This is a genomic window from Nocardia sp. IFM 10818 (assembly GCF_054655275.1).
Window position 1 is genome coordinate 5,670,755 of sequence record NZ_BAAHJH010000001.1, and the last position, 18,076, is coordinate 5,688,830.

Annotated in this window: 14 protein-coding genes and 2 pseudogenes; 10 read left to right on the forward strand and 6 right to left on the reverse strand. The window is 69.1% G+C overall.

Features of this window, described 5'->3' with window-relative positions:
* Nucleotides 1-145: 145 nt before the first annotated feature.
* Together ACYQ5L_RS26445 and ACYQ5L_RS26450 are read left to right on the forward strand one after the other, a co-directional pair.
* Nucleotides 146-2,686 carry a cation-translocating P-type ATPase gene (locus ACYQ5L_RS26445; protein WP_459960981.1) on the forward strand — a complete coding sequence of 847 codons (2,541 nt, stop codon included), beginning with the start codon at nucleotides 146-148 and terminating at the stop codon, nucleotides 2,684-2,686.
* 144 nt (nucleotides 2,687-2,830) lie between these two features.
* A complete protein-coding gene (locus tag ACYQ5L_RS26450) occupies nucleotides 2,831-3,667 on the forward strand; it encodes a PhzF family phenazine biosynthesis protein (RefSeq protein WP_459960982.1) in 837 nt (278 codons plus the stop codon).
* Nucleotides 3,668-3,679: 12 nt separating this feature from the next.
* Here ACYQ5L_RS26450 and ACYQ5L_RS26455 read toward each other — a convergent pair whose 3' ends face one another.
* Complete coding sequence (locus ACYQ5L_RS26455; RefSeq protein ID WP_459960983.1) at nucleotides 3,680-4,594, reverse strand: ADP-ribosylglycohydrolase family protein; 915 nt, start codon at nucleotides 4,592-4,594, stop codon at nucleotides 3,680-3,682.
* Nucleotides 4,595-4,827: 233 nt separating this feature from the next.
* On the opposite strand from ACYQ5L_RS26455, the gene ACYQ5L_RS26460 reads away from it, so the two are divergent.
* Entirely contained in the window at nucleotides 4,828-5,631 is an 804-nt protein-coding gene (locus ACYQ5L_RS26460; RefSeq protein ID WP_459960984.1) for an acyl-[acyl-carrier-protein] thioesterase, read from the forward strand.
* Between the two features lie 18 nt (nucleotides 5,632-5,649).
* Here the strand turns inward: ACYQ5L_RS26460 and bla are convergent, their stop codons facing one another.
* The gene (gene bla, locus ACYQ5L_RS26465; RefSeq protein WP_459963548.1) at nucleotides 5,650-6,534 is read right to left on the reverse strand and encodes a class A beta-lactamase; all 885 of its coding nucleotides are present in this window, start codon (nucleotides 6,532-6,534) and stop codon (nucleotides 5,650-5,652) included.
* A 385-nt stretch (nucleotides 6,535-6,919) separates the two neighbouring features.
* Between bla and ACYQ5L_RS26470 the strand changes: the two are divergent.
* The 4 genes and pseudogenes from ACYQ5L_RS26470 to ACYQ5L_RS26485 form a co-directional block, all read left to right on the forward strand.
* Nucleotides 6,920-7,297: pseudogene (locus tag ACYQ5L_RS26470) on the forward strand (LysR family transcriptional regulator); the annotation flags it as partial.
* 363 nt (nucleotides 7,298-7,660) lie between these two features.
* Nucleotides 7,661-8,161: pseudogene (locus tag ACYQ5L_RS26475) on the forward strand (LysR substrate-binding domain-containing protein); the annotation flags it as partial.
* Nucleotides 8,162-8,166: 5 nt separating this feature from the next.
* Entirely contained in the window at nucleotides 8,167-9,102 is a 936-nt protein-coding gene (locus ACYQ5L_RS26480; protein WP_459963549.1) for a serine hydrolase, read from the forward strand.
* A 54-nt stretch (nucleotides 9,103-9,156) separates the two neighbouring features.
* Entirely contained in the window at nucleotides 9,157-9,726 is a 570-nt protein-coding gene (locus ACYQ5L_RS26485) for an NADPH-dependent FMN reductase (protein WP_459960985.1), read from the forward strand.
* A 2-nt stretch (nucleotides 9,727-9,728) separates the two neighbouring features.
* Here ACYQ5L_RS26485 and ACYQ5L_RS26490 read toward each other — a convergent pair whose 3' ends face one another.
* The 3 genes from ACYQ5L_RS26490 to lspA are packed head-to-tail and all read right to left on the reverse strand — an operon-like array spanning nucleotide 9,729 to nucleotide 12,006.
* Nucleotides 9,729-10,403: a hypothetical protein gene (locus ACYQ5L_RS26490; RefSeq protein ID WP_459960986.1), complete on the reverse strand. Its 675-nt coding sequence runs from the start codon at nucleotides 10,401-10,403 to the stop codon at nucleotides 9,729-9,731.
* A gap of 2 nt (nucleotides 10,404-10,405) precedes the next feature.
* Nucleotides 10,406-11,332: an RluA family pseudouridine synthase gene (locus ACYQ5L_RS26495; RefSeq protein WP_379202414.1), complete on the reverse strand. Its 927-nt coding sequence runs from the start codon at nucleotides 11,330-11,332 to the stop codon at nucleotides 10,406-10,408.
* Entirely contained in the window at nucleotides 11,329-12,006 is a 678-nt protein-coding gene (gene lspA, locus ACYQ5L_RS26500) for a signal peptidase II (protein ID WP_459960987.1), read from the reverse strand. The genes ACYQ5L_RS26495 and lspA overlap by 4 nt, the downstream gene beginning before the upstream one ends.
* Nucleotides 12,007-12,120: 114 nt before the next feature.
* On the opposite strand from lspA, the gene ACYQ5L_RS26505 reads away from it, so the two are divergent.
* From ACYQ5L_RS26505 to ACYQ5L_RS26515, 3 genes are all read left to right on the forward strand, one after another.
* Nucleotides 12,121-13,119 (forward strand): hypothetical protein, encoded by a 999-nt coding sequence (locus ACYQ5L_RS26505; protein ID WP_459960988.1) that lies wholly within the window; start codon nucleotides 12,121-12,123, stop codon nucleotides 13,117-13,119.
* Nucleotides 13,107-13,901 (forward strand): hypothetical protein, encoded by a 795-nt coding sequence (locus ACYQ5L_RS26510; RefSeq protein WP_459960989.1) that lies wholly within the window; start codon nucleotides 13,107-13,109, stop codon nucleotides 13,899-13,901. The genes ACYQ5L_RS26505 and ACYQ5L_RS26510 overlap by 13 nt, the downstream gene beginning before the upstream one ends.
* 157 nt (nucleotides 13,902-14,058) lie before the next feature.
* Nucleotides 14,059-14,523, forward strand: a complete 465-nt coding sequence (locus ACYQ5L_RS26515; protein WP_459960990.1) for a VOC family protein — start codon at nucleotides 14,059-14,061, stop codon at nucleotides 14,521-14,523.
* 61 nt (nucleotides 14,524-14,584) lie between these two features.
* Here ACYQ5L_RS26515 and ACYQ5L_RS26520 read toward each other — a convergent pair whose 3' ends face one another.
* Nucleotides 14,585-17,872: an arabinosyltransferase domain-containing protein gene (locus tag ACYQ5L_RS26520; protein WP_459963550.1), complete on the reverse strand. Its 3,288-nt coding sequence runs from the start codon at nucleotides 17,870-17,872 to the stop codon at nucleotides 14,585-14,587.
* Nucleotides 17,873-18,076: the final 204 nt, after the last annotated feature.

The following is an 18,076-nucleotide window of genomic DNA, read 5'->3' on the forward strand; positions in this document are numbered from 1 at the left end:
GGCGGAGGATCGTTCTGGCACCTCTCAACGTTAGCGTAAGCAACGATTCAGCGACATCGAATAATCATCCGATCATCATTGGATTACCGGCCGCGCCCGGCGGCACTTCAGGGCATTTTCAGGCGAGCGCTCTAGGCTGTCGGTCATGTCGATCACCGCGACACACGAGAGCTTGCCCGCGACGGGGCTGACTTCGGCCGAGGTCGAGCAGCGGCGGCGGGACGGGCTGACCAATGATGTTCCCGAGCGGGCTTCGCGCTCGGTGCGCGACATCGTGCGGGCGAATGTGTTCACCCGTATCAATGCCATTCTGGGTGTGCTGTTCATTCTCGTCATGGCCACCGGATCGGTCATCGACGGGATGTTCGGGCTGCTGATCATCGCCAACAGCGCGATCGGCATCATTCAGGAGGTTCGTGCCAAGAAGACCCTCGATCAGCTGGCCATTGTCGGGCAGGCCAAACCGGTGGTGCGCCGGGACGGGCGGGCTGCCGAGGTCGCGCCGCAGGAGGTGGTGCTGGACGACATCATCGAGCTGGGACCCGGCGATCAGATCGTCGTGGACGGCGAGGTGGTGGAGGCCGAGCTGCTCGAGGTCGACGAGTCACTGCTCACCGGTGAGGCCGATGCCATTGACAAAACCGTTGGGGCGCAGGTCATGTCGGGTTCGTACGTGGTGTCCGGCAGTGGGTCGTACCGGGCCACCAAGGTCGGCAGGGATGCGTACGCGGCCAAGCTGGCGGACGAGGCCAGCAAGTTCACCCTCGTCAATTCCGAACTGCGCAATGGCATCAACACGATCCTGAAGGTCATTACCTACCTGCTGATTCCGGCGGGTCTGCTGTCGATCTACAACCAGCTGGTCTCCAGCAAGGAGCCGTGGCGGGAGGCCGTCAACGGCATGGTGGCCGCGCTGGTTCCGATGGTGCCCGAGGGCCTGGTGCTGATGACCTCCATCGCCTTCGCGGTCGGCGTGGTGCGGCTCGGGCGGCGCAAGTGCCTGGTGCAGGAGCTGCCCGCCATCGAGGGCCTGGCGCGGGTGGACGTGGTGTGCGCGGACAAGACGGGCACGCTCACCGAGAACGGTATGCGGCTGTCGGAGATTCGGACGGTCGGCGCGGACGGCGCACCCGTGCGGTCGACGAACGGCGACTCCGCCGATGTCGAATCCCCGGCCGCCGAATCCAATGGCGCCGGATCGAACAGCGCCGGATCGAATCGCGAATCCCTCGGCGGCACCGAGGAGTTGCGGCAGGTGCTCGCGGCGATGGCCGCCAATGATCCGCGGCCGAACGCCAGTGTCGCGGCCATTGCCGAGGCGCTGCCGGATTCGCCGGGCTGGCGGGTCAGCGGGGTCGCGCCGTTCTCCTCGGCGAAGAAGTGGAGCGGGTTCTCCTTCGGCGAGCACGGCAACTGGCTGCTCGGCGCGCCCGACGTGCTGCTGGATCCGGACTCCGAAACCGCCGCTGTCGCACAGGAAATCGGAGCCAAGGGTCTGCGGGTACTGCTGCTGGCGCGCAGCGACCGGCCGGTCGACGCGGCGGATGCGCCCGGGCAGGTGGCGCCCGCCGCACTGGTGGTGCTGGAGCAGCGGATCCGCCCGGACGCCAAGGGCACCCTCGAGTACTTCGCCTCGCAGAATGTGAACACCAAGGTCATCTCCGGCGACAATGCCGTCTCCGTCGGCGCGGTGGCCGCCTCGCTCGGACTGCCCGGCGGTGACGATCCGGTCGACGCACGCACCTTGCCGACCGACCAGAACGAACTCGCGGATGTGCTGGACCACAAGACCGTGTTCGGTCGCGTCCGCCCGGATCAGAAGCGGGCCATGGTCGGCGCGCTGCAATCGCGCGGGCACACCGTCGCCATGACCGGCGACGGCGTCAATGACGTGCTGGCGCTCAAGGATGCCGATATCGGCGTCGCCATGGGCGCGGGCTCGCCGGCGACCCGCGCGGTGGCGCAGATCGTGCTGCTGGACAACAAGTTCGCGACGCTACCCTATGTGGTCGGCGAGGGCCGCCGGGTCATCGGCAATATCGAGCGGGTCTCCAACCTGTTCCTCACCAAGACCGTGTACTCGGTGGTGCTGGCCTTCCTCATCGGCATTGCCGGCGTGGGCTCGCAGATCTTCCATTACAAGGCCATCGGCTACCCGTTCCTGCCGCGGCACGTGACGATCGCGGCCTGGTTCACCATCGGCATCCCGGCCTTCATCCTGTCGCTCGCGCCCAATAACGAGCGCGCCCGCACCGGATTCGTGCGCCGCGTCATGCGATTGGCGATTCCCTCCGGCATCGTCATCGGCGTCATGACCTTCATCGCCTACCTCATCGCCTACCAGGGCCCCGAGGCCAGCGAGACGCAGAAGGTGCAGGCGGGCACCACCGCGCTCATCACCCTGCTGATCATCGCGGTCTGGGTGCTGGCCATCGTGGCGCGACCGTGGAACTGGTGGAAGATCCTGCTGGTCGCGGGTTCCGTTGCCGGATACCTGATCCTGTTCTCGCTGCCGTTCACCCGCGAGTTCTTCAAGCTGGACCCCTCCAATATCGCGCTGACGACCTCCGCGTTCATCTGCGGCGCCATCGGCATCGTGCTGGTGGAGGCGGCCTGGTGGATCAGCGCCCGGCTGCAGGGCGAGGCGCCGCACCTGCTGCCGGCCTCGCCCGGCGAAAAGCCCTGACCCCGGCAACATTCGGGCGAAAGCCACGGGCGGCGCACCCCTCGGGTGCGCCGCCCGTTTCCGTCCCAACTGGTCGCATGCTTTGGCTCGCCGTCAACGCCTTTGTCCCGTTCGGTCATTGAAAATCCAGGTACCTTCAGCAGCATGGAGGTCCTGCTGCACCAGATCGACGCGTTCGCCGACGCACCGTTCTCGGGCAATCCCGCCGCCGTCATGCCGCTGCTGTCCTGGCTGCCGGACGAGTTGATGCAAAAGCTCGCCGAGGAGAACAACCTCGCCGAGACGGCCTTCTACACCTCCGCGCTACCCGTGGACGCCGGTGCGCCACCGGACAACTCACCGGCGTTTCACTTGCGCTGGTTCACCCCGACCGTCGAAGTGGACATGTGCGGGCACGCCACGCTCGCGGCCGCGAAGCAGATCCTCGACGATATGCATCCCGGCGCGGATCGCGTCCACTTCTACACGCGCAGCGGGTGGTTGCGCGTCGACCGGGATCGCGATGATCTCGTCCTCGACCTGCCGGTGGTGTCCTCGGTGGAAATCGATGTGCACGACGATGTTCCGCGCGCCGTCGCCAAGGCGCTGGGCGTGCGGCCGCTGCGCGCCTTCGACGGGACCGATGTGGTGCTCATGCTCACCGCCGAACACGAGGTGCGCGACGCCCGCCCGAACTTCTCGGTCTTCCCGCAGCTCAACCGGGCGGCCATCATTACCGCCTCCGGCGACAGCTCCGATTTCGTGTCCCGGCTCTTCGCGCCCGGGCAGGGCATTCCGGAGGATCCGGTCACCGGATCCTCGCACGCGCAACTCACCCCGCTGTGGAGCCGGGAGCTCGGACGCACCACGCTGTCGGCGCGTCAGCTCTCCCAGCGCGGCGGCGCCATGCGGTGCACCCTGACCGGCGAGCGGGTCCGCTTGGCCGGCCGCTGCCGCCGCTATCTCGACGGCGTGGTCCGCATCCCCGACCGGCCGGACTAGACCGCCGCGAGATCAGTTGTGCGCGAGGATCTTCCGGGTCAGATCGTCGAGGTCGTCCGCGCGCAGCCCGGGGTAGCCGTGCAGCATCGCCCGCCAGTCCTGCGAGACGGCCGAGGCGCCCCACCGCGCGCCGAGCAGGCCACCGGCAATGGCGGCCGTGGTGTCGGTGTCACCACCGGCGCGGACCGCGAGTTCCAGTGCGCCGGGCAGGGAATCGGAGTGCGTGATCGCCCACCACGCCGTCTGCAGCGCGTGCACCACCCAGCCGTTCTTCGGGAAGTCCGCGGGCGCGCCGTTCTCTGCGGTATCCAGCAGCGGCCCCCAGAATCCGCCGTCGACCCACGAAAGCGCTTCCCGCACACCGTCGAAGGTCCCGTGCAGCACCGCGTGCCGGATGGCGATGGACCAGAGCGTGCACGCCTGCATGGCCTGCGGGTCGTAATGGGTCAGCGAGCTGATCAGGGCGGCCGCCTTGGCGCAGTGCTCGATATCGCCGAGGTAGAGCAGTGCCACCGGCGCGGTCCGCATGAGCGATCCATTGCCGGCCTTCAGCCCGCCGAGCTCGTGCGCGCGGATCTGCATCTCCCGCCCGGTCCCGCTGCGCCACTGCAGGACCTCGCTGGTCTGGAACCCCACGTCCTTGGGCTGGGAATCCCACCACGCCACGAACTCCGCCGCGACCGCGTCCAATCCGCTCGGCTCGTGCAGGTTTCCGGCCGCCGCGGCCCCGCGCGCCACGGCGATCGCCATGGACGTGTCGTCGGTCCACTCGCCGGGCTCCCACTGGAACGACCCCCCGCCCTTCATGAAGATCTCGACCTCCGGCCCGGGATGGGTGAATTCGTATCCGGCGCCCAGCGCATCACCCGCCGCCGTCCCCAGCAGCACCCCCGCCGCCCGGTCGGCCTGCTCCGCGCTCAGTTCCATCCGTTCCCCCGTCCGTATCGATGATCGAGTGCCGCAAGTATGAGACCACGGTACGACAGCCCCGGCCGGACCGGCGGCGACCGCTGCCGCGGCCGCGATCGGCGAGGCGCGCCGGTCACCGCACCCGGAGCCGGGCCCGCGCCTGCACTACGCTCGTGATCACTCCGGCCCACCGCCGAAGTTGTGCAGCACTCCGCTCCCCCACGCAGATGGAAGATTTCGGAGGTCGGCCGATGATGGACCAACTCACCCAGCCCGCGATCCCCGCGGACCCCGCGCACCCGATGCTGCGGCCGCTCGCCCCCGTGCCCTCGTCCGGGCACATCTTCGATATCCGCAAGCGGCTGGGCACCGTGGACATGGACGAGGACCAGAACCTGCGCATCGACGGCATCGCCCGGCACATCCAGGAGGCCGGGGTCGATCATCTGCGGCACACCGGGGCGCTGGAATCGCATCCGCACTGGATCGTGCGGCGCACGGTCATCGACGTGCTGCGGCCCATTGCCTGGCCGGCGCAATTGCGGCTGCGGCGCTGGTGTTCGGGCATCTCACCGCGCTGGTGCACCATGCGCTGCCGGATCGATTCGGACAATGGCGGACTGGTGGAGACCGAGGGATTCTGGATCCACATGAACAAGGAGACGATGAGCCCGTCCCGGGTCTCCGACGAATTCTTCGACATGATGACCACGACCACCAGCGAACAGCGGCTGCGCTGGCAGCAGTGGATCGATGCGCCGCTGCCCGCCGCGGGCGGCGCCCGGTTTCCCTTGCGGCGCACCGACTTGGATCACTTCCAGCACGTCAACAACACCGCCTACTGGCATGCCGTTCACGAATTCGCCTCGGAGTCGGCCGATCTCACCAAGGGCCCGCACCGGTTCGTGCTCGAATACAACAAGCCCATCCGTTACGGCGAGAACCTCGACATCCACACCGAGCGCGGCGCGGACGGTCTCGGCATATGGTTCGCCGTCGACGGTGACGTGCGGGCGGTGGCGCGGCTGAGCGCTACCCCCGCGCGGTGGGAATAGCGCTCTGCCGGAACGGATCTACTCGGCGCGCGGCGTATAGCCGAACGACTCGAGCGCGACCCGGGCGGCATCGGCGACCAGACCGTTGTCGGCCTGCGCGTCCTGCTCCGGTTTGGTGGTCAGCACCGCGATGACGATGGGCGCGCTATTGGGCGGCCAGGCGATCGCCACATCGAGCGCGGAACCATAGGCGGGCGACCCGGTCTTGTCGCCCACCGCCCAGCCGTCCGGCACGGCGGCCCGGATCCGCTTGTCGCCGGTCGTATTCGCGATGAGCCAGTCCTGCAACCGCGTGCGCTCGGCCTCCCCGAGCATGTCGCCGAGCACCAGCTTGCGATAGTCCGAGACCAGCGCGGCCGCCGTGGTCGTATCGCGCTCGTCGCCCGGGATGGCGGTATTCAGCTCGGTCTCCCACCGATCCAGCCGCGAGACGTCATCGCCCATGCCGCGCAGGAACGCGGTGAACCCGGCGGGCCCGCCCAGCAGCTTCAGCAACTGATTGCCCGCCGTGTTGTCGGACAGCGTGATCGCCGCATCGCAGAGCGCACTGACGGTCATCCCGTCCTCGACGTGCTTCTCCGTGGCCGGCGAGTACTCCACCAATTCCGATGCCGGATACCGGATCACCTGATCGAAATACCCGCTCGACAGCGGATGCTCCCGCAACAGCGCCCCGCACGCGAGCCCCTTGAACGTCGACGCCATCGGGAACCGCTCGCCGTCCCGATAGGCCACGGTGTGCCCGCTGCCGGTGTCGACCGCGTAAACCCCCAGCCGCGCACCGGCTTTCGTCTCCAGATTCGAGAAGGTCAGGGCGGCGGCGGCCGACGCGGAGGAACTCGGCGTGCCCGAACCCGGTGCGCCGGTATCCGCATCCGATCCGGAATCGCACGCGGCACTCACCGACAGCGCGGACACGGCCAGCGCGGCGGCGAGGAACTTCCGGCCACGCGCGCCGATCCGGCGACCAGGCGCGGTTCCGCCGTCGCCCGGCAAAACCCGGTCGGCAATCGGGACCGCCCCGGCGTGCGGCGCGGTGCGGAGCCCGGCCCGCTCGGAGCCGGTGAACAGGAATCCCCGGCGGCGAGCCGGGCGAAGGTGGTCGAACGCTGCGAAAGTCACCGCCGCAGCAGACCACCGCCCGCCGCGTCCCGGCCAATAGCGCAACCCCGCCCCCACGAGTCGTAGCCACTATCGACGCAGGTCAGGCACACGCGATTGGCGCATTTACCGAGCCTCGCCGCACCGCTCACCCGGTCCCGCCGCACTCGGCTGGTTGAATTGCCGCATGGATCTCGTCCGCCACCTCCGCTTCTTCGTCGCCGTCGCCGACGAGGGACATTTCGGCCGGGCGGCGGCAGCGCTGGACATGACCCAGCCCCCACTCTCCCAGGGCCTGCGCCGCCTCGAGCAACATCTCGGCGTCGACCTCATCCACCGCACCCGCCAGGGCGCGGTCCTCACCTCCGCGGGCATCCAGCTCCTCCCCCGCGCCCGCCTCCTCGTCGACGACGCCGACCGCCTGCACGCCGAATCCCAGCGCATCGCCAACTCCCGCGGCGCCATCCACTGGGGCGCGACCGCGGCCCTCCCCGATGCCATCGTCACCGCCTGTGTCACAGCATTGCGGGCGCGGACCTCCAGTGTCACCACCGCAACCGGCAGCGGCGGGCGAGCAGCCGCCGAGGGACGCACCGCCCGGGCCGATCAGCAGGGCGGCACAGCCGGGACGAGCCGGCGCGATGCCGCAGCGACGGCAGATCCGTCGGCAATCTCCCCCGCGAGCGATGCCACCGACGGGCAGCACGTGACAGCGAGCGGAGGCGCGGGAGCGACCGGCGGAACCAGCTCCGGCCCACGGGGCAGAGCCCCTGCGGGAAGCGGCGGTCCGGCTTCCAGAAGCGGAAATGCCTTGGCCGGCACGGCAACCGGCGGCGCCGGAGCAACGGCCGACGCCGGCAGCGCGGCAGGCGGCGCCGGTGCGGCGGGCTTCGGCGCCGGGTGTGATTCGGGGGCAACGATTTCGACGACGATCGGCACGACTGTCGAACTGGTGAACGAGGTGCGGGCGGGAGTGTGCGATTTCGCGGTGGTGGAGCATCCGGCGCTGGTGGACGGGGTGGAGGCCGGGCCGGTGGTGAAACTGCCGCGCTGGGTGGTGGTTCCGGGTGATCATCGCAGCGCCGGCGCTGAGCGGCCGACGTTTCCGATGTTGGCGGGGCTGGCGTTCGCCGGGCCGCCGCGGGCGGCCAATCCACCGGCCTTCGATACCGTCGTGGATCTGTTGCGGGAGCGGGGGCTGGATGTGCCGGTCGAGGTGGCGCGGGATGATCGGACGTTGTTCGCGGCGGTGGCGGCGGGGACGAGTTTCGGACTGACCGCGACGCCGCCGTCCGGTACTCCGGGGGTGGCGTGGCTGCGGTTGGCTCCGCAGGCGATTGCCTTGCGGCTGCGGGTGATTCGTCGGCCGGAGGCCGCGGCGCACGCTGACGTCATCGATCGGGTGCTCTACCGGGAGCGGTTGCGATGAATGGAATGTCGCGCAGCGAGGCGCGGGCCGGCGGCGGGGTAGCGGAGCGCGCCGTTGTGGATCGCATTCGCGCGGTGTTCGCCGATGCGGGATGTACAGGGTGGTTGCATGCCCGGCGCTGTGACGACTCGGCCGCCGAGATCTCCGTCGGTGGTGACGAACGGGTGGTGACCGCGTCGGTGTACAAGCTGCCGTTGTTCATCGCCTTCTGCCGGGCGGTCGATGCGGGGCGGATCGATCCCGCGGCCCGGATCACGGTCACGCCGTCCGAATGCACCCCGGGGCCGACGGGAATCGCTGTCCTGCGGGATCCGATCACCATCAGCAGGCGCGACCTGGCCACGTCCATGATGACGGTGTCCGACAATGCCGCCGCCGATGTGCTGCTCGGGGAGATCGGGCTGGCCGCCATCGACGAGTTGCTGGGCGAGCTCGGGATGACCGAGACCCGCATTCTGGGCGGCACCGCCGATATGCACGAGAGCCTGGTGCGCGATACCGACACGCATACGACGGCCGAGGCTTTCGCGGCCCTGGCCGACAATGACGAAGCCTGGTCGGTGTCCGCATACGACCCCTCCTACGCCAGTGCGACCACACCGGCCGAGATGACCGGATTCCTGAACGCGCTGTGGTCGGGCGCGATTCTCTCGCCCGCGCAGACCGAGTTCGCGTGCACGGTGCTGCGCAGTCAGGTCTGGTCGCACCGGATCGCCTCGGCGTTCCCGCATCGCGATATCGCCGTCGCGGGCAAGACGGGCACGATCGGCATCATCCGCAACGAGGTCGCGGTGATCGAGTTCCCGGGGGAGATTCCGGTCGCCGTAGCGGTTTTCACGCGCGCCGCGCGCCCGGATCCGGTGTTGCCCGCGGTCGACGCCGCCATTGCCGAAGCCGCCCGCATTGCCGTCACCGACCTGCGGCGACCGCTGCCGGAGTAGTCCGCCGCCGCACGATTTGACCTCGAGGTTTATTGAGGTTTTAGCGTGGGCGGCATGACATCAGACCAGTTCCAGGTTGCCCTGATCTGCGGCAGCGTCCGCGAGGGACGCTTCGGCCCCACCGTCACCTCCTGGATGGGATCTCATATCGACGACCATCCCGAGATGAAGCTGGACACCATCGATCTCGCCGACTTCCCCATCGCCCTGGACCACTCCGCATCCCCCGCTCTCGACGCCCTGTCGGCACGCCTCGAATCCGCCGACGCCTTCGTGATCGTCACCCCCGAGTACAACCACAGCTATCCCGCATCGCTCAAGCTGGCCATCGACTCCACCGGCCCCGAATGGCGCGCCAAGCCAATCGGTTTCGTCAGCTACGGCGCCATCTCCGGCGGCCTGCGCGCCGTGGAGCACCTGCGTCCGGTCCTCGCCGAGCTGCGCGCGGTCACCATCCGGGAAACCGTCAGCCTGCCGCAGTACTGGCAGTCCGTGACCGCCGAGAACACCCTGGACCTCGCCCCGTCGGTCGATGACGCCGCGCGAGCCATGCTCGATGAGCTCTCCTGGTGGTCGAAAGCCCTGCGCCACCCGCGCAACACCACTCCCTACCCCAACGCCTGAGGTCAATTCTCGGGAACGGGAGCGTCGTCGGAGCCCGGTTTCGCGAAATCCTGGTATTCGGGCAGCAGGGGTGAGACCGCGAAAACCCCTGCGGGCGCGTCTGCCGGGAGGGCTTCGACGGCGCGAACTCCGGGAAGAGCGGCCAGATTTCGGAGTTGGTCGAGGGTGCCGTGCAGGACCAACCCGACCAGGCAGGCGCAGTTCGCGCCGAGCCGGGTGGCGGTCAGCCGGTTGGCGCGGGCCGTGCGGTCATCGTAGGCGCGCACGGCTCCGGCTTGGGCGGCAGCGGATTTCACGGAGGCGACCGCGACCTCCGCACCGGCCGGCAGCGTGACGGCGATGATCGGCATGGCCACACCGGGGACGGCAACGTGGTAGATCGCCTGGGAGATGCGCAGGCCCGCACTGTATTCGGGGATTCGATCGGCGGTGATGCCGTCGGTGAACGAGATCAGTGCCCAATGCTCGTCGGCATCGGCGCCCTGCAAGGAATCTCGTGCACGGCTCAGGTAGTCCGGGATGGCCTCACTGTTCTCGGGCCCCAGGCGATCGGTGGAGATGACCGCCGGGCGTGGCGGAATGGCCACGCCCAGCGAGACGATCAGCATCGCGAAGGCCACCGCCAGGACGACGGCTCCGATACGGCGAGCGCGGGGCTCACCCACAATGCGCGGCACCGTTACACAGTACGGAGAACGTCGAGGGCGTGTTCGAGATCGGCGGGGTATTCACTGGTGATCTCGACCCAGCGACCGTCGGCCGGGTGGTTGAAACCCAGCTGCCGGGCATGCAGCCATTGCCGTTCCAGGCCCAGCCGTTCCGCCAGCCGCGGGTCGGCGCCATAGGTGAGATCACCGCAGCACGGATGCCGCACGGCCGAGAAGTGCACGCGAATCTGGTGGGTGCGACCGGTTTCCAGGTGGATGTCGAGCAGGCTCGCCGACTGGAACGCCTCGATGGTGTCGTAGTGGGTGACCGACGGGCGGCCGTCCGCGGTGACCGCGAACTTCCAGTCATTGCCGCGCGCCCGGCCGATCGGCGCGTCGATGGTGCCGCTGGACGGATCCGGATGCCCCTGCACGAGAGCGTGATAGCGCTTGTCCACGGTCCGGTATTTGAAGGCCCGCTTGAGCTGGGTGTACGCGTGCTCGGACTGCGCCACCACCATCACCCCCGAGGTGCCGACGTCCAGGCGGTGCACGATGCCCTGGCGTTCGTGCGCGCCGGAGGTGGAGATGCGGTAGCCCATGGCGGCCAGTCCGCCGACCACGGTGGGCCCCGACCAGCCGACCCCGGTGTGCGCGGCCACGCCGACCGGCTTGTCGACGGCGACGATATCGTCATCGGCGTAGAGGATCTTCATGCCCTCCACGGGCGTGGCCTCGACGGTGAGTTCGCGCTTGGGCTCCGGGAATTCGACCTCCAGCCAGGCGCCGCCGGTGAGCCGGTCGGACTTGCCGGCGGCGACGCCGTCCAGCTGCACCGAGCCCTCCTCGGCCAGCGCCGCGACCGCGGTGCGCGACAGACCGAGCAGCCGGGACAGGCCCGCGTCGACACGCATGCCGTCCAGTCCGTCCGGCACCGGCATACTGCGGGTTTCCCTCATACCGTCTTCTCCTCCGCGTTCTCGTCCTCCTCGTGCCCGTGCCCGGCGCGGGTGCCATCGGGTTCGAAACCGAACACCGTCAACGCCACCAGCAGGATCGCCCCGCAGACAATGGCGGAATCGGCGACATTGAACACCGGCCACCAGCCGACCGCCACGAAGTCCACCACGTGACCCTGCAACGGTCCCGGCGCGCGGAACAGGCGGTCGACGAGATTACCGAGCGCACCGCCCAGCACCATGCCCAGGCCGATGGCCCACGGCAGCGAGCGCAGCGTGCGGCCGATCCGGACCACGCCGATCACCACGGCGGTGGCCACCAGGGTCAGCAGCCAGGTCATGCCGGTGGCCATGGAGAAGGCCGCGCCCGGGTTGCGCACCAGCGTCAGGCGCACCGCATCACCGATCAGATAGATCGGCTTACCGGGCTCGATGGTCGCCACCACCAGGCATTTGGTGAGCAGATCCAGCGCGAAGATCACCACGGCGACGATCAGCAGATTCCGCAGCCGCAGCGGCCGCCGGGCGGCCACCGCCTCGCCATCACCGGCCTCCGCCTCACCATTTCCGGCCGCAGCGGACGCCTCGCTCTCGCAGTTCTCCGCGGGTGCGCTGCCACCGGGCGAGGAGTCGGGTTCGTCTGCGTCGGTTTCGCGCGGGCGGTCGGTACTCACGGTGGACATCATTCCCTATGGAATTTCGCCGCCGCCGATCAGCGTGGCGCTCCTCAGGAACGACCCCGCTCCCATCCCAGCTGATTATCAGGAACGGGCCGTAACCTGTCTGACGTGACGGTGTTGTCTTCCTCCCCCAGCTCGGCCAACGCCACCGCACGCTGCCCGGGTTCGCCCGGCCGATCCGGCTCCCCGCGCCACGCCCGCTCCGGGCTCCTACTCATGGTGCTGGCGGTCGCCCTCTCGGCCCTGGGCACCGGATGCAGCGCCCGGTCGGAGACCACGGCCGAGGCCGAGGGCACCGAACCCGTCGGAATCGGCAAAGAGGTCACCATGCCCATCCCGGCGGTGACCACCACGGTCGTCGACGCCGGTGACGAACCGCGCGCCGCGCTGCGGCCGGTGGTGACGCCGGGCACCGCGCAGCAGGTGACGCTGCGGACCGACCACCACATCGAGCAGCAGATCAACGAGCAGGCGGTGCGGGACTTCTCGCCGCCCTCGGTGACCATTCCGCTGACCGCGCAATCCGATGCCGACGGGGTCGACCTGACCCTCGGCAATGTGACGTCCCCCGATCCGGCGCTGGCCAAGGCGCTGCTGCCGGCCGACGGCTCGCAGGTCGGGTTCGACATCAACGAGCTGGGCGCCATTACCGCGCTGCGGCTGGAGCCCAAGCCCGCCACCTCCGATGCCGCGCGCGCGGCGCTGGAACAGGCCTTCTATCAAGCGGTGTACCAGTCCATCGCCTTCCCGGACGCGCCAGTCGGGGAAGGCGCGGTGTGGACGGTGCGCCAGCAGGTGTCCGGCAGTGTGCCGCTCGAGCAGGTCACCACCGCGACGCTCACCCATCGCGAGGGCAATCTGCTCACCATCCATCTGAATGTGGTGCAGACGCCGAAATCCACGGTGTGGCATCTGCCCAATGAGGCGGGGCAGCTGGAGATCGTGGACTACCTCATGCACGGCGCCGGCGATATCACCGTCGATCTCGGCCTGCCGCTACCGGTTTCCGGCGCGGTGGAGGTCGGCGGCAATCAGACCTACCGGGATCCGCGCAGCGCGGTGACGCTGCGCCAGACCCTGCGCACCCAGGTGCAGTGGGGAGCCTGACGGCGGGCGGCCCGCGCACCGGGCAGAATGTGGCGGTGACCGTATCCCCGTCGATCCGAGGACCGCGCACCGCCGGGTCCGCGCGCGTAATGGCCGTGCTCGCGAGCGCGGTGGCCGTGACCGTCTCGGCGTGCGGTTCCGGGGAATCGGCCGCGCCGCTGCCGAGTTTCGGGCCGGTGGTGCAGCCGCCGCCGCATGCGACGGCCGCGCCCATCACCGATTCGGTGGCGCTGCGCAACGAGTTGCTGGATGTCGGGCAGCTACCCAACGGCTATGCGGCGCTGAACGATCCGCCGCCGGGCGCCGGCGGCGGCGCGGGCGCGCGGACCGATCCGGCGCAGTGCGCGAAGGTGCTGGCGCCGGTGTCCGAGCAGGCGCCGGGCGCGGCGGCGGAGGCCGTCGCGCAGTTCAGCGGACCGGACTTCGCCAGTGTGGACATCGATGCCGCCTCGTATGCGAATGACGGAGCGGCGCAGGTATTTTCCGCCATGCAAACGCTATTGCGGGAATGCACAACATATTCCGGCAAGGATGCCGACGATACCGCCGTGGAATTCCGGGTGGGCGGTTTGGATCAGCCCGGAGAAGGTGATGCGTCCACCGCTTTTCGGGTGAACACCACCAGCAGCGGACTCACCCTGTATTCCGCGGTGAGCCTCGCGGTGGTCGGCTCGACCGTCGTGCAGATCGCCATGTCCGGTGCCACGGAACCGGATCCGCAGCAGCTCAGCGCCCTGACCGCGGCGCAGGTGCGCAAGCTGCGGGGCGTGGCGGGGCCCTAGGCCGTCAATCCCCCTGAATTAACTCTCCACGACATATCGTGGAATTTTTCCGGCGCACAATGCATTTCGCTTGATCAAGACGACAATCGCGTATTTCTTGTCGGTGCACCGGCCTAGGCTCTGATCCGTCCGATAACAATTCGATCGGAGGATTCCGATGCCCGCTGTCAATCCGATTCCCGAGGGCTACCCGGTCGTCAGCCCCGCGCTCGCCGTGAACGGCGCAGCGCACGCCATCGACTTCTACAAGCGCGTGTTCGGCGCCGCGGAGCGCTTCCGCATGCCCGGGCCGAACAACACCATCGCGCACTGCGAGCTGCAGTTCGGCGAATCACTGGTCATGCTCGGCGATCCGGCGCCCGATATGGGGTTCCTCGACCCCAAGACCGTCGGCGGCACCCCCGTCAACCTCTACACCTACGTCGAGGACGTGGATGCCACGCACGCCGCCGCGCTGGGCGCCGGCGCCCAGGAAACCCAGGCGCCCGCCACCCAGTTCTACGGCGACCGCACCGCCGCGTTCGAAGATCCCTTCGGCCACAAGTGGACCATTGCCACCCATGTCGAAGACGTCACCCCGGAGGAGATGGAAAAGCGGATGGCCGAGATGATGCAGGGCTGACCGCACAACCGCCTCCGCACCCGCTTCAGTGTCGAAACGGGTGCGGATCGCCGTCAGCGGGTCAACGCCAGCCGAGCACGTTGATCGGGCCCGGAGTCCACAGTCCGGAACGGGTTTCCGGGGTGATCACCGGCCGCGCCGTCACCGCATTCGGGTCGATGCGGCTGAACTTCTGCAACTCGCCCCAGTCGATGCGCCACGCCTCGTTCAGATAGGTGGCGATGGTCTGCGGGCGCAGCAGCATGGAACTCCAGCCGAGCGGGCCGCCGCTGTCGTGGCTCTCCCAGCGGTTCGTATCCTTGGCGCCGCCGCGGTCGGGCAGGATGCGCCACTCCGGGGTCTCGGCAATGCCGTTGTGGTGCTCATAGGGCCGCTGACACGGAACCTGCAGGCCCACAGCCCAGTCCAGCAGCACGGGGGCGTCGGAGCCGACGACCTCCTGCAAGGTGCGGGTCTGCGGGACGCGCGGCGGGGTCAGCGCCACCCACTGCTTCCAGTTCTGATCGCGATCGGAGGCGACCAGGCGGATCACCGTGGCCTCGGCCGGGATATCGGTGAACGGGACCCGCAGATTGCGCCAGGTCGGGGCCGGACCGATATCGATGGGCGCGACCCGGCCCAGCTCCTGCACGGCGCCCGCCGAATCGGCGATGCCGTACTCGATTTCGACCGACTGGCCGGGGGTGACCACGCCGTGCGGATCGACCGAGCGGACCCGGCCGGCGGCCGACACCGCGATGATGCCGCTGCGATCGCTCGCCGCGGGCAGGCGATACCAGCCGGTGGTGAGGCTCGCGGCCGATTCCGCGGTGCCATTGCTGCCCAGCACCGGGGTGGTGGCCGGGTTCAGCCCGAACGGCAGTGCGGCCGTGGTGGTTCCGGACGACTCGTCCTTCTCGGTGCTGTTCAGCGCGGTGGTGATGGCGCTGGTGTCGACCTCGTCGTCGGCCTTCAGATCCGTTGCCACACCGCCGGGGGTGAAGCCGACCGCATCGGCGGCGAAGGTGCTGAAGGCATCACCGCTGAGCGGTGCGAGCATGCCCGCGTTCGGGTCCATCTCCACCAGGACCTCATTGGCGATGCCGCACGGCTTGCCCAGTACCGCATTGATATTCGATTTGGCGAGGGAGAAGCCCGGGTACTGCGTGACCGCGCCCTTGGCGAGCGAGCCCACCTCGAACAGCACCATGAACGCGGCCACTACGGTCAGCGGCGGCAGGGCCACCAGGCGCCAGACCGGGCGGGAAATGCGGTGCGGGGTACCGGGTTCCGGGGCGCGCACATGGAACCACCCGGCCACCGCCAGCAGCAGCAGAGCCAGCAGCAGGAACAGTTTGTTCACGCCGATGCCCGCCAGGACGACGGTCTTGTCGTTCCACGGGATGCCCCAGTTCGACACATACCACCAGCCGTTCATGGTGGAGAACGTGATCGCCAGCACGAAGGCCACGATCGCCGCGAAGAGTGCGCGGTTGCGCGGCGAACGCATCACCCGCGGCCCCACGGCCACCGCGGTGACCACGGCCACCGAGCCGGCGAGCCCGGCGTAGATGCCGTTGTGGTGCGTCCACTTGGTGGGCGTGGTGCTCATCAGCAGGATGACGCCGACGCAGGTGCCGAGCAGGCGGCGCACCGGGCCCGAGGCGGTGAACGGAATCCGGCCACCCTTGCGCAGCAATACGAATGCGCAGACGGCCATGCCCAGCCACAGCATGAACATGCCGAAGCGGCGGGCCACCGAACCGTCGATGGTGGGCATGAACAGGTACTGGTAGCGCAGATACTCGTCGTACCACTTCACATTCGGGCCGACGATCTCGTGCACGTGCTGCATCTCGAACATGGCGGCCAGGGTCTGATCGGCGAAAGCGACGCTCAGCACCACGGTTCCGGCCGCGGCCAGCGGCGCGACCAGGGCCAGGTACGAGCCGAAGCGGGTGCGCAGCACCGTCCAGAAACCGGCATCCGGGGCGACCGGCTTGCTCAGGGACCGTGCACGATCATCGAGAATGCGCCACAGCGGGCGGATTCCGGCCAGCAACGGGGCGACGCAGATGATGCCCGACGGTCCGGCGGTACAGGCGAAGGCGCCGATCACAGCCGCGATGGCGTACGGCAGCAGCCGGCGCGTCGCAATGGCGCGCTCCACCGAGACCCAGGTGAGCAGCACCGAAATGGCCACGGCCGCTTCGGGTCGCAGGCCATTGTTGTACGGCAGCCAGACAGCCAGGAAGCCCAGCGCGCCGGTCCACACCGCGATCCGGTTGCGCGGAATGCGCGCTCCCAGACGGGGGATGACCTCGCGGCTGATGACGAGCCAGGAGATGATGCCGAAGAGCAGGGCGGGCAGGCGCACCCACGGGCTGGCGGGAGAGATCAACGCCAGGTAGCCGAACAAAGAGTGGTAGGTGCCGACCGGGTTCTCCGGAACGCCGAAGTAGGCGAAGTAGTTGGCCATATAGCCCGACGGGATGGAGGCGCGGCCCATACCGAACAGGTAGCCGTCATCGGCGGTCGTGGCGCCGATGAAATGCCACAGCACCAGGGTGCCCAGCACCACCGCGTCGACCGGCTGGAACGTCCACCACCGCTGCGGCAGGAAGCGCCGCCTGCTGCGCCCGTCCCGGCGATCCAGGCGGTACAGCGCGAACAGGGCCAGCAGCGTCCCCAGCACCGCGGTCCAGATGGCGATCCGCTTGAGCACCGTCGGCGACGAGGAGAACCGACTGTCGACCTGCGCGGTGACCTTCGTCCCATCGGCGGCCGGGAGATCGCTGAAGATCCCGACCAGCTGCGGCCGGTAATCACCGTCGAGCGTGACCGGCGCGACCGTCGTGCCCGTGAGCGTCGCGGTGGCCTGCGTCATCCCCGCGTGCACCACGAACGAGCAATCCGCCCCCAGTTCGTCCACGGGCACGCTCACCAGCGACTGATCCCGCAGCACCGCCTGCAGTTTGGCCGGCGTGGTGGTCCCGTCCTCGGCCGTGCTCCCCGCGCTGACCCACGCGATGAACCCGTACCGCCACATATCCGGCGCGCCGTTCGGCGCCGTGGCCACCAGCGTCCCGCCCTGCGAAGCGAGCTGCGCCACAACCGAACACGGAATCGTCGCATCGAACGTCACCGGCGCATAGGAGACCAGCGGCGCCTCCACACTCCGCGCCGAACCTCCCTGCGGCCACTCCAGCGTCGCCGCCTCCACCCGCACCGGCAATAGCGGCACCGCCACCGCCGCCAGCACGGCGACCAGCCCCGCGATCAACGCGACCGCCCGTTCCCATCCCCCGCGAGCCCGCCCCGCGGGCTCGCTCCCAGCTCTCCCGGCGGACTCTTGCCCCGCCCTCTCCATCACGTCGGTCACGACCGCCGATCCTAAGCGGCATTCCACGCATTCCGCCGCCCGGTCACCGCCCATTCCCCGGAAACCGCCTCCCCCGCCGCCCCACGTTCTCCCTCCCGTCCCGCACGAACACCCCGCTACCCCCTTCCGCAACCCTGTCCCGATCCCACACCCCCACCACCGCCCCATCCCCATAACCACGCCAAACCCCAT

Excerpts from the sequence above, each read along its gene's own strand:
- ACYQ5L_RS26445 (WP_459960981.1), top strand. The coding sequence starts at position 146 with ATGTCGATCACCGCGACACACGAGAGCTTGCCCGCGACGGGGCTGACT.
- ACYQ5L_RS26450 (WP_459960982.1), top strand. The coding sequence starts at position 2,831 with ATGGAGGTCCTGCTGCACCAGATCGACGCGTTCGCCGACGCACCGTTC.
- ACYQ5L_RS26455 (WP_459960983.1), bottom strand. The coding sequence starts at position 4,594 with ATGGAACTGAGCGCGGAGCAGGCCGACCGGGCGGCGGGGGTGCTGCTG.
- ACYQ5L_RS26460 (WP_459960984.1), top strand. The coding sequence starts at position 4,828 with ATGATGGACCAACTCACCCAGCCCGCGATCCCCGCGGACCCCGCGCAC.
- ACYQ5L_RS26480 (WP_459963549.1), top strand. The coding sequence starts at position 8,167 with ATGTCGCGCAGCGAGGCGCGGGCCGGCGGCGGGGTAGCGGAGCGCGCC.
- ACYQ5L_RS26485 (WP_459960985.1), top strand. The coding sequence starts at position 9,157 with ATGACATCAGACCAGTTCCAGGTTGCCCTGATCTGCGGCAGCGTCCGC.
- ACYQ5L_RS26495 (WP_379202414.1), bottom strand. The coding sequence starts at position 11,332 with ATGAGGGAAACCCGCAGTATGCCGGTGCCGGACGGACTGGACGGCATG.
- ACYQ5L_RS26515 (WP_459960990.1), top strand. The coding sequence starts at position 14,059 with ATGCCCGCTGTCAATCCGATTCCCGAGGGCTACCCGGTCGTCAGCCCC.
- ACYQ5L_RS26520 (WP_459963550.1), bottom strand. The coding sequence starts at position 17,872 with ATGGAGAGGGCGGGGCAAGAGTCCGCCGGGAGAGCTGGGAGCGAGCCC.